This window comes from Salinarimonas soli (assembly GCF_008386575.1).
In the GTDB taxonomy this organism is placed as follows: domain Bacteria; phylum Pseudomonadota; class Alphaproteobacteria; order Rhizobiales; family Beijerinckiaceae; genus Salinarimonas_A; species Salinarimonas_A soli.
The window spans coordinates 18,170-31,915 of the sequence record NZ_VUOA01000035.1 but is presented as its reverse complement, the minus strand read 5'-3'; the positions used below and the strand labels follow the sequence as shown (position 1 = coordinate 31,915).

At 72.2% G+C, this 13,746-nt stretch carries 13 protein-coding genes; 9 read left to right on the top strand and 4 right to left on the bottom strand.

Features of this window, described 5'->3' with window-relative positions:
• Window positions 1-51: 51 nt before the first annotated feature.
• Entirely contained in the window at window positions 52-1,014 is a 963-nt protein-coding gene (locus tag F0L46_RS19600; RefSeq protein WP_149820696.1) for an alpha/beta fold hydrolase, read from the bottom strand.
• 269 nt (window positions 1,015-1,283) lie between these two features.
• On the bottom strand, window positions 1,284-1,541 hold the full coding sequence (locus tag F0L46_RS19595) for a DUF2171 domain-containing protein (RefSeq protein WP_149820694.1): 258 nt from the start codon (window positions 1,539-1,541) through the stop codon (window positions 1,284-1,286).
• A gap of 382 nt (window positions 1,542-1,923) precedes the next feature.
• Between F0L46_RS19595 and F0L46_RS19590 the strand changes: the two genes are divergently transcribed.
• From F0L46_RS19590 to F0L46_RS19555, 8 genes are all read left to right on the top strand, one after another.
• Complete coding sequence (locus F0L46_RS19590; protein WP_240540071.1) at window positions 1,924-2,592, top strand: hydrolase; 669 nt, start codon at window positions 1,924-1,926, stop codon at window positions 2,590-2,592.
• An 87-nt stretch (window positions 2,593-2,679) separates the two neighbouring features.
• Window positions 2,680-2,940 carry a DUF1427 family protein gene (locus tag F0L46_RS19585; RefSeq protein WP_149820692.1) on the top strand — a complete coding sequence of 87 codons (261 nt, stop codon included), beginning with the start codon at window positions 2,680-2,682 and terminating at the stop codon, window positions 2,938-2,940.
• Window positions 2,937-4,931 (top strand): amidohydrolase, encoded by a 1,995-nt coding sequence (locus F0L46_RS19580; protein ID WP_438646696.1) that lies wholly within the window; start codon window positions 2,937-2,939, stop codon window positions 4,929-4,931. The genes F0L46_RS19585 and F0L46_RS19580 overlap by 4 nt, the downstream gene beginning before the upstream one ends.
• A 24-nt stretch (window positions 4,932-4,955) precedes the next feature.
• Entirely contained in the window at window positions 4,956-5,414 is a 459-nt protein-coding gene (locus F0L46_RS19575) for a DoxX family protein (protein WP_149820690.1), read from the top strand.
• On the top strand, window positions 5,411-7,054 hold the full coding sequence (locus F0L46_RS19570; protein ID WP_149820688.1) for an MFS transporter: 1,644 nt from the start codon (window positions 5,411-5,413) through the stop codon (window positions 7,052-7,054). The genes F0L46_RS19575 and F0L46_RS19570 overlap by 4 nt, the downstream gene beginning before the upstream one ends.
• A 155-nt stretch (window positions 7,055-7,209) precedes the next feature.
• A complete protein-coding gene (nhaA, locus tag F0L46_RS19565; RefSeq protein ID WP_149820793.1) occupies window positions 7,210-8,409 on the top strand; it encodes a Na+/H+ antiporter NhaA in 1,200 nt (399 codons plus the stop codon).
• Between the two features lie 159 nt (window positions 8,410-8,568).
• A complete protein-coding gene (locus F0L46_RS19560) occupies window positions 8,569-9,459 on the top strand; it encodes a glycine betaine ABC transporter substrate-binding protein (protein WP_240540070.1) in 891 nt (296 codons plus the stop codon).
• 154 nt (window positions 9,460-9,613) lie between these two features.
• Complete coding sequence (locus F0L46_RS19555) at window positions 9,614-10,675, top strand: alcohol dehydrogenase (protein WP_188312051.1); 1,062 nt, start codon at window positions 9,614-9,616, stop codon at window positions 10,673-10,675.
• Window positions 10,676-10,871: 196 nt separating this feature from the next.
• Here the strand turns inward: F0L46_RS19555 and F0L46_RS19550 are convergent, their stop codons facing one another.
• Both F0L46_RS19550 and F0L46_RS19545 read right to left on the bottom strand, forming a co-directional pair.
• Window positions 10,872-11,453: an LOG family protein gene (locus F0L46_RS19550; protein WP_149820684.1), complete on the bottom strand. Its 582-nt coding sequence runs from the start codon at window positions 11,451-11,453 to the stop codon at window positions 10,872-10,874.
• Between the two features lie 66 nt (window positions 11,454-11,519).
• A complete protein-coding gene (locus F0L46_RS19545; protein ID WP_149820682.1) occupies window positions 11,520-12,398 on the bottom strand; it encodes a LysR family transcriptional regulator in 879 nt (292 codons plus the stop codon).
• Window positions 12,399-12,497: 99 nt separating this feature from the next.
• On the opposite strand from F0L46_RS19545, the gene ampC reads away from it, so the two are divergent.
• Complete coding sequence (ampC, locus tag F0L46_RS19540) at window positions 12,498-13,673, top strand: class C beta-lactamase (RefSeq protein WP_149820680.1); 1,176 nt, start codon at window positions 12,498-12,500, stop codon at window positions 13,671-13,673.
• The last annotated feature ends 73 nt before the right edge of the window (window positions 13,674-13,746 follow it).

Sequence of the window (13,746 nt, the reverse complement as noted above, 5' to 3'; positions counted from 1 at the left end):
CGTTCCGCCCGCCTTTGCCGATCCGCCCGTCGGGCGGCGCGGCGTCCGCGGTCATTGCGCGCGCCCGAACGCGCGCCGGTCGAGGAAGTCGAGCATCAGGTTCGCGATGCGGGGAGCCTCCTCCTCGAGGGCGAAATGCCCGGTGTCGAGCAGGTGCGTCTCGGTGGCCGGCATATCCCGCGCATAGGCCTGCGCGCCCTCGACCGTGAAGAAGGGATCGTTCTTGCCCCAGACCACGAGGGTGGGCGGCTGGCGGGCCCGAAAATAGGCCTGCCACTCACCATAGCGGCGCAGGTTGCTCCCGTAATCGGCGAGCATGGCCAGCTGGATCTCGGCGTTCCCCGGCCGGTCCATTCGCGACTGCGCATGGGTCCAGGAATCGGGGCTGACCCGGTTCGGGTCCCGGGCACCGTGCAGGTACTGGAAACGGGTGGTCTCGAGGGTCAGGAAGGCGCGCATCGGCGCTTCGGTCGCGGGTGTCCGTTCCCGCCAATACGGTCGCGCGGCGTCCATGGACGGGGCGAGGCCTTCCTCGTGGGCGACGGCGTTCTGAACGACGAGGCCGGCGATCCGCTCCGGATGGCGCGCCGCGAGCCGAAAGCCGACCGGCCCGCCGAAGTCTTGAGCATACAGGGTGTAGCGGGTCGCTCCCACCGCTTGCGTGAAGCGCTCCATGACCTCGGCCAGGTGGTCGAAGGTGTAGGTGAAGGCGGTGGGCGAGGGCGCATCGCTGTAGCCGTAACCCGGATAGTCCGGCGCGATGACGCGGTACCGGATCGCGAGGCGGGGGATGAGGTCGCGGAACATGTGAGACGAGGTCGGGAAGCCATGCAGAAGCAGGACGACCGGCGCGTCCGGCGGTCCCGCCTCGCGGTAGAAGATCTGAACGCCCGCCACGTCCACCGTCTTGTAGACCGGCTGCGCTCCGTCGGCGGCGAGGACGGGGCCCGTCAACGTGGCCGTCGAGAGGCCCGCCAGGATGCCGGCTCGAGCGGCCGACGCGAGTGCGCTCATCGGGGACTCCTGTTTCGAGTCAGCCTTGACGATCAGGAGAACACGCTCTTGTCGTTCCGTGCTCCCTTTAGCGCCCGACGGTGGTGACCTTGCCGTCAGGGGAGCTCGCACGAGGTCACGTCGGGGGTCCGCAGCGTCCTGGCCTTTGCTCACCGCACCAGGCCGGGGCGTCGCCGATGCGATCCGGCCGAGCCGTCGCGGCGCCTGGTCCGGCGTCGGCTCCTCCCTGGGGAGGAGCCGGTGAGCGTCGGGCGGCCAGGAGAACAGGCCTACCCGGCCGTGCCGTCGGCCTCCTCCTCGAACGTGACCGCGACGGCGCCGTTCGCCGAGAGGCGCACCTTGTCGCCTTCGACCTCGGCGACGAGGGAGAGCGGGACATAATGGTGATGCCCCTGGTGGGACCCCTGCCCGCTATCGGCCTTGGTGAGCTTGATCCGCTTGCCCTCGACCCGGTCCACCGTGCCGACGTGGACGCCGTCGGCGCCGATGATGCTCATATGCTCCCGAATTCCAGCCATGTCGGTCATCTGCTTCTCCTGTGGGGATCGTTTCGAGGTGGTGCGCTCGGGGAGGGGGCCTCCCGCGCCGGTCGCGTTCGGGCGGGGGCCTGGCCTCGCGGGTGGAACGGCATCCCGGATCTGGGTGCCTGGACCGCAGCCGTCGCCCTGGAACAACGTCCGGCGCCCGCGAGAGGGTCCATCCCCGACCGTCGACGCACCGCGGCCTCGGGGAGGGGGAAGACATAGGGCCATGAGGGCGCCCCCTGCGCGCGGCGCCGCACCGGCCCGCCCCATGGGGCAGGGCGGCCCCCGACTTCGCAGCAATCTCAGACAATGGCTGAGCGTTTCTTCGGATCGACCTGCCCCACCCGGGCCTACCCTCCCTGTCATCGCCTGAACGGAGGACGAGATGGCCCAGACGTTTCATCGCATGCTTGCGCCCGCCGATTGCACCCTGTGCCTCATCGACTACCAGCCGGCCATGTTCTTCGGCGTGCAGAGCCACGACCGCAAGGTGATCATCGACAACGTCCAGATCCTCGCCCGCACGGCGAAACTCTTCGAGATCCCCACCGTGCTCTCCACCGTCGCGTCCGAGTCCTTCGCGGGCCATTTCCTGCCCGAGGTGGCGCAGGCGGTGTACCCGGGCCACCCCGTGATCGACCGGACGTCGATCAACGCCTGGGTCGATCCGAACTTTCAGGAGGCGGTGCGCGCCACCGGGCGCAAGCGCATCGTGCTCGGCGGGCTCTGGACCTCCGCCTGCGTGAACTTCCCCGCCTTCTCGCTCCTCGACGAGGGCTACGAGGTGTTCTTCGTCGCCGATGCGTGCGGCGACACCAGCCGCGAGGCCCACGAGCGCGCCGTCCAGCGCATGGTGCAGGCCGGCGTCTCGCCGATCACCACGCTCCAGTTCACCTTCGAGCTCCAGCAGGACTGGGCCCGGTCGCAGACCTATGACGGCGTGCAGGACATCCTCAAGGGCTTCACGCCCTACGGCCAGCAGGTCCGGTTCTCGAAATGGGCGCTGGGCGCCCATGCCTCCGAGGCCGGCGCCGCCGCGATCGCCGCCGAGTAGCCGCCTCGCGTGACGTGGGCGGCGCTCCCCCCGTCGCCGCTCACGGGATGCCCCGCTCGTCGCTCCCGCCCACCGGAGGGCCACGCCGTGCCTTATCTCCTCTCCCTCCTCGTCGGGCTCGCCGTCGGGGTGGCCTACGGGCTTCTGGGCGTGCGGTCCCCCGCGCCTCCGGCCATCGCGCTCCTCGGGCTGCTCGGCATGCTGGCGGGCGAGATGCTGGTGTCCTACCTGCGCGGGCACCCGGACGCGATCGTCTCCTTCGTCCATTCCAAGACGTTCTCGCCGCCCGAGCGCGGCCCCCTGCCGCTGAACGCCTCCCTCAAGCCTCCGGCGGGTCTGGACTCATGAGCGATCCGACCGCCCCCCGCGGCCTCACCCGCCGCCCCGTCCTGGGGAGCATCGCCGCCGCGGCGGCCGGCCTCGTCTCCAGGCCAGCGGGATCCCAGACCATGAGCCCTGCCGCGGCCGCCCCGGATCTGATCCTCACCAACGGCCGCTTCACCACCCTGGACCGCGCCAACCCGGACCCGGAGGCCGTCGCGATCACGGACGGGCGGTTCTCGGCGGTGGGCTCCGCGCGCGACATCATGCCCTCCGCGGGGCCGGGGACGCGGATCGTCGACCTGGGCGGCCGCCGCTGCGTCCCCGGGCTGATCGACAGCCACATGCACATCATCCGCGGCGGCCTCAACTACAATCTCGAGCTGCGCTGGGACGGCGCGCCCTCGCTCGCCGACGCGATGGCCATGCTCAAGCGCCAGGCGCAGGTCACGCCGCCAGGCCAATGGGTGCGGGTGGTGGGCGGCTTCACGGAGCACCAGTTCGCGGAAAGGCGCCTGCCGACCCTGGACGAGCTCAACGCCGCCGCGCCCGACACCCCCGTCTTCATCCTCCATCTCTACGACCGCGCCCTCCTCAACCGGGCGGCCCTGCGGGCGGTCGGCTACGACCGCGCGACGCCCAACCCGCCTGGCGGAGAGATCCAGCGCGACGGCAACGGCGACCCGACCGGCCTGCTGCTGGCCAAGCCCAACGCCCTGATCCTCTACGCGACCCTCGCCAGGGGCCCGGCGCTGCCGCCCGAGCAGCAGCTCAATTCCACGCGCCATTTCATGCGCGAGATGAACCGGCTCGGCGTCACGGGGGTGATCGATGCCGGCGGCGGCTTCCAGAACTACCCGGACGACTACGCCATCATCGAGAAGCTGCATGCCGACGGCGAGCTGACGCTGCGGATCGCGTACAACCTCTTCACCCAGAAGAAGGGCGAGGAGCTCTCCGATTTCGGCCGCTGGGCCGGCATCGTCAAGCCCGGCCAGGGCGACGACACCTTCCGGCACAACGGCGCGGGCGAGATGCTGGTGTTCTCGGCGGCCGATTTCGAGGACTTCCGCGAGCCGCGCCCGGAGCTCGGGCCCGAGATGGAGGGGGAGCTCGAGGCGGTCGTGCGCCTGCTCGTCGAGAACCGCTGGCCCTGGCGGCTGCACGCGACCTACGACGAGACCGTCACCCGCGCCCTCGACGTGTTCGAGCGGGTGAACCGCGACATGCCGATCGGCGATCTCCATTGGTTCTTCGATCATTGCGAGACGATCTCGGCGCGCAACATCGACCGCGTCGCCGCCCTGGGCGGCGGCATCGCCGTCCAGCACCGCATGGCCTACCAGGGCGAGGCCTTCGTCGAGCGCTACGGCGGCAAGGCCGCCGAGGCGACGCCGCCGGTCGCGCGCATGCTGGCCGCGGGCGTGAAGGTCGGGGCGGGCACGGACGCGACCCGGGTCGCGTCCTACAATCCCTGGGTCTCCCTCGCCTGGCTCGTGACCGGGCGCACCGTGGGCGGCCTGACCCTCTACCCGCAGGAAAACCGCCTCGGCCGGGAGGAGGCTTTGCGCCTCTGGACGGACGCCAATACGTGGTTCTCGACCGAGGAGGGCAAGAAGGGGCGGATCGCCGTGGGCCAGCTCGCCGACCTCGCCGTGCTCTCGGCCGATTACCTGTCCGTGCCCGAGGCCGAGATCTCCGGCATCGAGGCCGTGCTGACCCTGCTCGGGGGCCGCCCGGTCTACGGGGCGGGAGCGTTCGCGGGCCTCGCGCCGCCGCCCCTGCCTGTCCTGCCCGACTGGTCGCCCGTCAAGACCTTCGGCGGCTACCGCAGGCACGCCTCGGGGCCGTTCCGGGCCGAGCCCGCCGAGGCCGTGCTCGCGTCCGCCGCGTGCGGCTGCGGGACCGCCTGCGGCGTGCACGGGCACGCCCATGCGAGCGCCTGGGCCTCGGCGGCGCCCGCCGGCGACGCACGGACGTTCTGGGGGGTCTTCGGCTGCGCCTGCTGGGCCGTCTGACGGTGATACGAGGAGGCTGACGCGATGACCACGAAACCGCTTGCCGCCCTGACCCCGATCGCTGACGCACGGCCGCCCGCCCCGATCCGCGCCCTCCTGGCGCTCCCCGGCGTCGAGATCGGCGCGCGCCTGGCGCTTGCCGCTCCGTTCCTGGTCAGCGGGATCATGAAGCTCCTCGATTTCGGGGGCGCGCGGGCCGAGGCCGCGGCCCTGGGCCTCGGCATGCCGGCTGCCGTCGCCGCGGCCGTGATCCTGACGCAGCTTGGCGGAGCGGCGCTCTTCCTGAGCCGGCGCTGGTGCTGGCTCGGGGCCGGGATCCTCGCGGGCTTCACGCTGCTCGCGACCCTGATCGCCCATCCGTTCTGGACCTTCGACGGCCCCGATCGCGGACGGCAGACCGCCACGTTCCTGGAGCACGTCGCGATCATAGGCGGGCTCGCCGCGGCGGCGCTCCTGGCGCATCGCGGGGAGACAGCGCGTTGAACGGGGCGGGGCCCGGCGGCGCGGCGGCGCCCGCGGCCGAGGCCGTCCCCCAGCCCGGCGCCTTCGCGCCCCTGCGCAACCGGGTCTTCGCGGTCATCTGGCTCGCCACGATCTTCGGCAATCTCGGCACGTTCATGCGCGACGTCGCCAGCGCCTGGCTCGTCGTCGAGCTGTCGGACTCGGCCACGGCCGTGGCCCTCGTCCAGGCGGCGGCGACCCTGCCGATCTTCCTTCTCGCGATCCCGGCCGGCGTCCTGTCGGACATTCTCGACCGCCGGCACCTCCTGCTCGCGGTTCAGGTCGGCCTGGGCGCCGTGAGCACCGCGCTGGCCCTCCTCGCCTGGTTCGGCGGGCACTCGGTGGCGAGCATCGTCGGGCTCACCGCGCTCGGCGGGATCGGGGCCGCCTTGTCCATGCCGGCCTGGCAGGCCATCGTGCCCGAGCTCGTCCCGCGGGGCGAGGTGAAGGCGGCCGTCGCGCTCAACTCGCTCGGCATCAACATCGCGCGGGCCGTCGGGCCCGCGGCGGGCGGGCTCATCCTGGCGGCCTTCGGGGCCGCCGCGGCCTACGGCTTCGACGTCCTGACCTACGCGGTCGTGGCCGGGGCGCTGCTCTGGTGGCCTCGGGCGGCGACGCCCCGGGACGAGCTGTCGGAGCATTTCGGCGGCGCGCTCCGGGCCGCCCTGCGCTATGCGCGCGCCGCGCCGGACCTGCGCCGGATCCTGTTCAGGGCCTTTCTCTTCTTCACCTTCGCGAGCGTGCTCTGGGCGCTTCTGCCGATCGTGGCGCGCGACCTCCTGGGCGGCGGCCCAGGCTTCTATGGCTTCCTGCTCGGCGGCGTCGGCGCGGGCGCCATCGTCGGCGCCGTCCTCATGCCGCGCCTGCGGGGACATCTCGACACGGACGGGCTCGTTCTCGCGGCCTCGCTCACCACCGCCGGCGTCGCGGCCGGCCTGGCGCTCGGTCCGCCGCAAGCTCTCGCCATCGTCCTCAGCCTCTGCCTCGGGGCCGCCTGGATCGCGGTGCTCACCACGCTCAACGCCACGACGCAGGCCGTCCTCCCGAACTGGGTTCGCGGCCGGGGCCTGGCGATCTACCTCATGGTGTTCAACGGCGCGTCGGCGGCGGGCAGCATCGGATGGGGAGCCCTCGCGGGGGCCGTGGGCGTGCCCGCCACCCTGCTGGCCGGCGCCGCGGGCCTCGCCCTGACGGCGCTGATCGCGGGCCGCCTGAAACTGCCCGCGGGCGAGGCCGATCTCGGATCGTCGCGCCATTGGCCCGAGCCCCTCGTCTCGCAGCCAGTCGCCGGCGATCGCGGGCCGGTGCTGGTGACGGTCACCTACCGCGTGCGACCGTCCGACCGGCCCGCGTTCCTCGACGCCCTCAACCGCCTCGCACCCGAGCGCCGGCGCGACGGGGCCTATGCCTGGGGCGTGAGCGAGGACGCGGCCGACCCGGAGCGCCTGATGGAGTGGTTCTTCGTGGAGTCCTGGGCGGAGCACCTGCGCCAGCACCACCGCGTGTCGCACGCCGACGCCGATCTGCAGCAGGCGGCGCGGCGCTTCCACATGGACGACGAGCCTCCGAGGGTCGAGCACTTCCTCGGCGTCGAGCGGGAAGCGTCCGCCCCGCCGGCCTGACGCACGATCGCCGCCGGGACGGCCGGGCGGCCGCGACCCATCGGTGACGGGGGTGTTGAACCAGCTCTGGATCTCCGCCAGGACTACGATGACGCCATCCTGAGAGCCGCCTTTCGGGCGCGATCCGGTTGGTGTCCCGACGCCTGGCACAGGAGATCCCTCACGTGACCACCCGGCCCCGCCCCCTCTCGGCCCTGCGCTCGCTTCTGGACAGCGAGGCGGCGGGCGGCGTCGTCCTGATGGCCGTCGCGGCCGTCGCGCTCGTGGTCGCGAACTCGCCTCTCGCCCCCGCCTATTTCGGCGGGCTGAAAGCCTATGTCGGCGGCCTCTCGGTCCTGCACTGGGTCAACGACGCCCTGATGGCGGTGTTCTTCCTGCTCGTCGGCCTCGAGATCAAGCGCGAGTTCGTGGACGGCCAGCTCTCCACCTGGCCCCGCCGCCTCCTGCCCGGCATCGCGGCGGCAGGGGGCATGATCGCGCCGGCCCTGATCTACTCGGCCTTCACCATGGGAGACGCCACGGGCCTGCGCGGCTGGGCGATCCCGGCCGCGACCGACATCGCCTTCGCGCTCGGCGTGCTCGCGCTTCTCGGCTCGCGGGTGCCCGTCTCCCTCAAGGTGTTCCTCGCGGCGCTCGCGATCATGGACGACCTCGGGGCCGTCATCATCATCGCCCTGTTCTACACCGCGAACCTCTCCCTGCCGATGCTCGGCGCGGCGGCGGGCGCGCTCGGGGTCCTCGTCGTGCTCAACCGCGCCCGGGTGTCGAACCTCGCCCCCTACCTCGTGATCGGCGCGCTCCTGTGGTTCCTCGTGCTGAAGTCCGGCGTCCACGCGACCATCGCCGGCGTGGCCCTCGCCCTGACGATCCCCGTGCGGCGCGCTCCCGGCCGGCCCGACGATCCGCATTCGCCCCTGCACCGGCTGGAGCACGCCCTGCACTCGTGGGTCGCCTTCCTCGTCGTCCCGGTCTTCGGCTTCGCGAATGCGGGCGTGTCGCTCTCCGGCGTGTCGCTCGCCACCGTGCTGAGCCCCGTCCCGCTCGGGATCGCGCTCGGCCTGTTCGTCGGCAAGCAGATCGGCGTGTTCGGCTTCGCGGCGGTCGCGATCAAGACGCGCCTCGTCGACATGCCGGCTCACGCCACCTGGGCCCAGCTCTACGGGGTGTCGCTCCTGTGCGGCATCGGCTTCACGATGAGCCTGTTCATCGGCCTCCTCGCCTTCCCGACCGATCCGGCGATGCAGGATGCCGTGAAGATCGGCGTCCTCATGGGCTCGGTCCTGTCCGCAATCGTGGGCGCCGCGGTTCTGCGCTTCGTGCCGACGGAGGTGGCGGGCCTGGCGAGAGCCGCGTGAGGTCGCCCGCCCCCCGGGCCGGCGGGGGGTGCGCCGGACTGAAGCGATCCGCGCCCTCCTCACGCCTCGCCCGGCGTTGCGCCCGGCGAAGCTGGCCTTATGCTGCGCCGGAGAATGGCGGGGCGGGGTGTCGGCATGGGGCGTTGGAGCGGGCGGGCGGTGCGGCGTGCGTGCGCCTGCCTGTGCCTTGCGCTGATCTGCGCCGCCCTCCCGCGCGCGGCCGGCGCCCAGGGCCTCGTGGTCGGGGCCAAGGACTTCACGGAGCAGTACATCCTCGCCGAGATGACCAGGCAATTGCTGGCCGGCCGGGGTTACGCGGTGCGCACGCGGGTCGGCCTGTCGTCGAGCGGCGTGCGCCGCGAGCAGGAGGCGGGGCTCGTGGACCTGTATTGGGAATATACGGGCACGTCGCTGCTCGCCCATAACGGGGTCACGGCCCGGCCGAGCCCCGACGAGACCTATGCCCGGGTCAAGATGCTCGACGCCCGCAAGGGCCTGATCTGGCTCAAGCCCTCCGCCGTCGACAACACCTATGCGCTCGCCATGCGGCGGAGCGACATGGAGGCGAGGGGACTCGCGACGATCTCCGATCTCGCCGCCCTCGTGCGCGGGGGAGCCCCGATCCGGATGGCCTCCAACACGGAGTTCTTCGTCCGGCCCGACGGCCTCATGCCGCTCCAGCGCGCCTACGGCTTCGAGTTCGCGCCGGGCAGCGTCGTGCGCATGGAGGCCGACGCGATCTATGGGAACCTGCGCCGGGGCGACGCCGTCGATGTCGGGCTCGTCTTCGCCACGGACGGCAGGATCGCGGCGTTCGACCTCCAGACCCTGCGGGACGATCGCGGCTTCTTCCCGAGCTACCGCCTTGCCCCCGTCGTGCGCCGCGCAGCGCTCGAGCGGCATCCCACCCTGGCCTCCCTCCTCGAGAGCCTCGCGGCCCGGCTCGACAACGCCGTGATCCGTGCGCTCAACGCCTCCGTCGACGTGAGCGGCCGACGCATCGAGGAGGTGGCGCGTCAATTCCTCGAGAAGGAAGGGCTCCTGCCCTGATGCCCATGATCCCCCACCCCGCCTTTCCGACGAGAAAGCCCTGCCGGTCCGGACCGCCGAGGGGGAACAAGGTGCGCCCGCGGCGCAAGGCCCCGCCGCGCAGCGGCGCCTCATGCCTGCCCCTGCGGGCCACCCTCATATGGGGAGGGGCCCGATGAGCCTCGGGATGATGCGCAGCTTCCGCCTGGAGCGCTTCGGGGCGCCCCTGTGCGAGGTCGTCGAGCCGGTGCCGGTGCCGCAGGGCACGGAGGTGCTCGTGCGGGTGAGCGCCTGCGGCCTGTGCCACAGCGACCTGCATTTCGTGGACGGCCACTTCGATCTGGGCCAGGGGCGCCGGCTGGAGCTCTCCCATGTCGGTCCGCCCCGGGTCCTCGGCCACGAGATCGTGGGCGAGGTGGTGGCGGCGGGACCCCAGGCGGCGGGCGTTCCGGTGGGGGCGCGGCGGCTCGTCTATCCCTGGATCGGCTGCGGCACCTGCCGGATGTGCCGCTCGGGCCTCGACAATTACTGCTCCAGGTCCCGCAGCCTCGGCGTGCGGATGGACGGCGGCTTCTCCACCCACGTCCTGGTGCCCCATCCCCGCTACCTCGTGGATTTCTCGGGCATCCCCGAGCATGTCGCGTGCACCTGCGCCTGTTCCGGGCTCACGGCCTACAGCGCGCTGCGCAAGGTCTCCCTCGCGGTGTCGGACGACAGCCTGCTGCTCATCGGGGCGGGCGGGGTGGGGCTCGCCTGCGTGTACCTGGCCCATCTCCTGCTGCGGGCCGATCCCGTGGTGGCGGACATCGACCCGGCCAAGCGGGCGGCGGCCCAGGCCGCTGGGGCGAGCCTTGCCGTCGACCCCGGCGAGGAGGGGATCGCGCGGCGCCTCCTGGAGCGCACGGAGGGCGGGTTCGCCGCCGTCATCGATTTCGTGGGCACCCAGAGCACGGCGGAGTTCGGCATGTCCCTCCTGCGGCGCGGCGGGCGGCTCGTGAGCGTGGGCCTCGTGGGCGGGTCGGTGGAGGTGGCGCTGCCGCTCCTGGCGGTGCGCACGATCATGCTCCAGGGCTCCTATGTCGGGTCGCTCGACGAGCTGAAGGAACTCATCGACGTGCTGCGGACCCGGGGCGCCTATCCGCTGCCGATCACGCCGCGGCCCCTCGACGAGGCCAACGCCGCCCTCGACGACCTGCGCGCGGGCCGGGTGGTCGGCCGCACCGTCCTCGTGCCGTGAGCGGCGGCGCGGGTTGGGCTATCCTCCCCACCCCCTCATGCTGAGGAGGCTTGCGGCGGGGGCCGTCTCGAAGCACGCACCACGCGCGTGAGCCGGAGGGAGATATCTGAAGCGCCCCTCAATGCCCACTCCGTGGGCGCCTCAGAGCCTGCCCCCGCGAAGGCGGGGGACGAGGGGGAGGATGGGAGAACCCGCCTCACCGCTCGCGGCCGGAAATCCATTTGGGCAGGCTCGGGGGCGCGTAGGCGCGAAGCGCCGCGAGCATGGCGTCGGGCTCGGTGCCCACGAGCAGCATGTCCCGGTGCTGCCGGCGGACGAAGCCCCCCTCCACCACGCCGTCGAGGAAGCCGAGCAGGCCGTCGTAGAAACCGCCGACATTCATCAGCGCCACAGGCTTGGGGTGGTAGCCGAGCTGGCCCCAGGTCCAGACCTCTAACAGCTCCTCGAAGGTGCCGAGACCTCCGGGAAGGGCGATGTAGCCCCCGTCCGCGAGATCCGACATCATCGCCTTGCGCTCGTGCATGGAGCCGACGACGTGGAGCTCGGTGAGGCCCGCATGGCCCACCTCCTTGTCCATCAGGGCGCGCGGGATGACGCCGATCGCCTCGCCCCCCGCGCCGAGCACGGCATCCGCCACGGCCCCCATGAGGCCCACCTTGCCGCCGCCATAGACGAGCCCGACGCCCTCGCGCGCCAGGGTCCGCCCGAGCGCCGTCGCCGCCTCGCGGTGGATCGGATCGAACCCGTCGCTCGAGCCGCAGAAGACGCAGATGCGCATGGATCTCTCCCGTCGATCGTCCTTCGCTCCCCGGATATCACGGCCGCGCCCGCCCGCAAGCCGCCGCTAGGCTTGGACGCCGGCGAGCCGTGAGAGAAGCCAGCCCCGCACCGCCTCCATGCCTGGCGTGACGGGCTTCGACTTGAGCCAGGTGAGCCAGTAGGAGCCCGCCGGCACCGCAGCAGTGAAGGGCTGGACGAGCCGGCCGGTCGTGAGATCGGGCTCGAACATGCGCACGGGCACGAGGGCGACGCCGATGCCCTCCGCGGCGGCCTGCGCCATGGTGACGGAGCTGTCGAACATCGGCCCGCGGATCGTCGGGCAGGGGACGTCGGTCACCCCGAACCAGAGAGGCCATTCCTCGACGCGGTAGGAGCGAAGCAGCGTCTCGCGGGCGAGGTCCGCCGGGTGGCGCAGGCGCGCGGCCGTCGGCGGCGAGCAGACCGGGGAGAGGGGAGCCGCCACGAGATGGACGGCCTCCGTCCCGTGCCAGGACCCGTTGCCGAAGCGCAGGGCGAGGTCGAGGCCGTCGCCCGCCATGTCGACGCGGTTGTTGTTGATGAGGAGGCGCAGGTCGATGAGCGGGTGCCGCGCCCGGAACTCCTCCAGGTGCCGCAGGAGCCAGCCGCTCGCGAAGGTGCTGTTGCAGCCCAGCGTGACCACCTCCTCGATATGCCCGTGCTGGAGCCGATCGAGGCTCGCGCCGATCCGGCCGAAGGCGTCCGTGAGCACCGGCACGAGCGCCTGGCCCTCGTCGGTGAGCGCCAGCCCCCGGGGCAGGCGGCGGAACAGCGCGACGCCGAGCACCTCCTCCAGGCCCTTCACCTGGTGGCTGATCGCGGCCTGGGTGACCCGCAGCTCCAGGCCGGCCCGGGTGAAGCTCAGATGCCGGGCCGATGCCTCGAATGCCCTCAATCCGTTGAGGGGAAGGTGCCGCCTCGTCATGGGGAAGGCCCAGCTTTTCTCATGGCTGCGTCGAGAAACGCTCGTTTGTGCCGGGCCGGGCGATTGGTCAAGGTCCGCGCCTCGATGGAGGCCGACCCGATGAACGCACGCCAGCCGCCGCTCGCCGCCCGCCCGCTCGCCGGCCTGATCCTCGCCGCCCTCGCCACGGGCGCCCATGCCGCCGACGGGCCCGGCCGCGACCGGATCGAGCGGGTCGTCGCCGAGGCGATCCGCCCCGTGATGGAGGCCCACAGCCTGCCGGGCATGGCCGTCGCGGTCACGATCGACGGGCAGCGCCACGTCTTCGGCTACGGGGTCGCCTCGCGGGAGAGCGGGCGGCCGGTCACCGAGTCCACGCTGTTCGAGATCGGCTCCGTCAGCAAGACCTTCGCGGCGACGCTCGCGGCCTATGGCGCGGCGAGCGGCGCGCTGCGGCTCTCCGACAAGGCGAGCCGGCACATGCCCGCCTTGAGCGGCAGCCGCTTCGACGAGATCAGCCTGCTGGATCTCGGCACCTACACGGCGGGCGGCCTGCCCCTGCAGTTCCCGAGGGAGGTGAAGGACGAGGCCACCATGATCACCTACTTCAAGGCCTGGCAGCCGGCCTATGCGCCCGGCACCTACCGCCTCTACTCGAACCCGAGCCTCGGCTTGTTCGGGAATCTCGCGGCCCGCGGCATGGGCGGATCCTTCGACGGGCTGATGGAGGGCCGGCTCCTGCCCCTGCTGGGCCTCACCGGCACGTTCCTCAAGGTCCCGAAGGCCCGCATGGGCGACTACGCCCAGGGCTATACGGGGGAGGGGCGGCCCGTGCGGGTCAATCCGGGGGTCTTCGCCTCGGAGGCCTATGGCATCAAGACGAGCGCGGCCGACCTGATCCGCTTCGTCGAGGCCAACATCGACCCCTCGCGCCTCGACGGCACGCTGCGGCGCGCCATCGACGACACGCATCTGGCCTACGATAGGGTCGGCCCGATGATGCAGGGGCTCGGATGGGAGATGCTCGCCGAGCCGACCCTCCGGCAGCTCGTCGACGCCACGTCGCCCGAGTTCGCCCTCAAGCCCGCGCGGGTCGAGCGCCTTGATCCGCCGCGCCAGCCCGCGGGCGAGGTCTGGTTCCACAAGACGGGGGCGACGCTGGGGTTCGGCGCCTATGCGGCATACGTGCCGGCCCGGCGCTTCGGCATCGTCATGCTCGCCAACAAGAACTACCCCAATGCCGCTCGGGTCACGGCCGCCCACGACATCATGACGGCTCTCGCGGGCGCCCGCTGACGGGCGGCAAGGCGCCGCTGCCCAAGCGTGGCGCTTTCTTGAGCCGGGGCTGTAACCAATGCGGCCCGATCGG

Bases quoted from the DNA above. Each gene is read 5' to 3' on its own strand.
- F0L46_RS19600 (WP_149820696.1), bottom strand. From the start codon at position 1,014: ATGAGCGCACTCGCGTCGGCCGCTCGAGCCGGCATCCTGGCGGGCCTC.
- F0L46_RS19595 (WP_149820694.1), bottom strand. From the start codon at position 1,541: ATGACCGACATGGCTGGAATTCGGGAGCATATGAGCATCATCGGCGCC.
- F0L46_RS19590 (WP_240540071.1), top strand. From the start codon at position 1,924: ATGGCCCAGACGTTTCATCGCATGCTTGCGCCCGCCGATTGCACCCTG.
- F0L46_RS19580 (WP_438646696.1), top strand. From the start codon at position 2,937: ATGAGCGATCCGACCGCCCCCCGCGGCCTCACCCGCCGCCCCGTCCTG.
- F0L46_RS19575 (WP_149820690.1), top strand. From the start codon at position 4,956: ATGACCACGAAACCGCTTGCCGCCCTGACCCCGATCGCTGACGCACGG.
- F0L46_RS19555 (WP_188312051.1), top strand. From the start codon at position 9,614: ATGAGCCTCGGGATGATGCGCAGCTTCCGCCTGGAGCGCTTCGGGGCG.
- F0L46_RS19550 (WP_149820684.1), bottom strand. From the start codon at position 11,453: ATGCGCATCTGCGTCTTCTGCGGCTCGAGCGACGGGTTCGATCCGATC.
- F0L46_RS19545 (WP_149820682.1), bottom strand. From the start codon at position 12,398: ATGACGAGGCGGCACCTTCCCCTCAACGGATTGAGGGCATTCGAGGCA.
- ampC (WP_149820680.1), top strand. From the start codon at position 12,498: ATGAACGCACGCCAGCCGCCGCTCGCCGCCCGCCCGCTCGCCGGCCTG.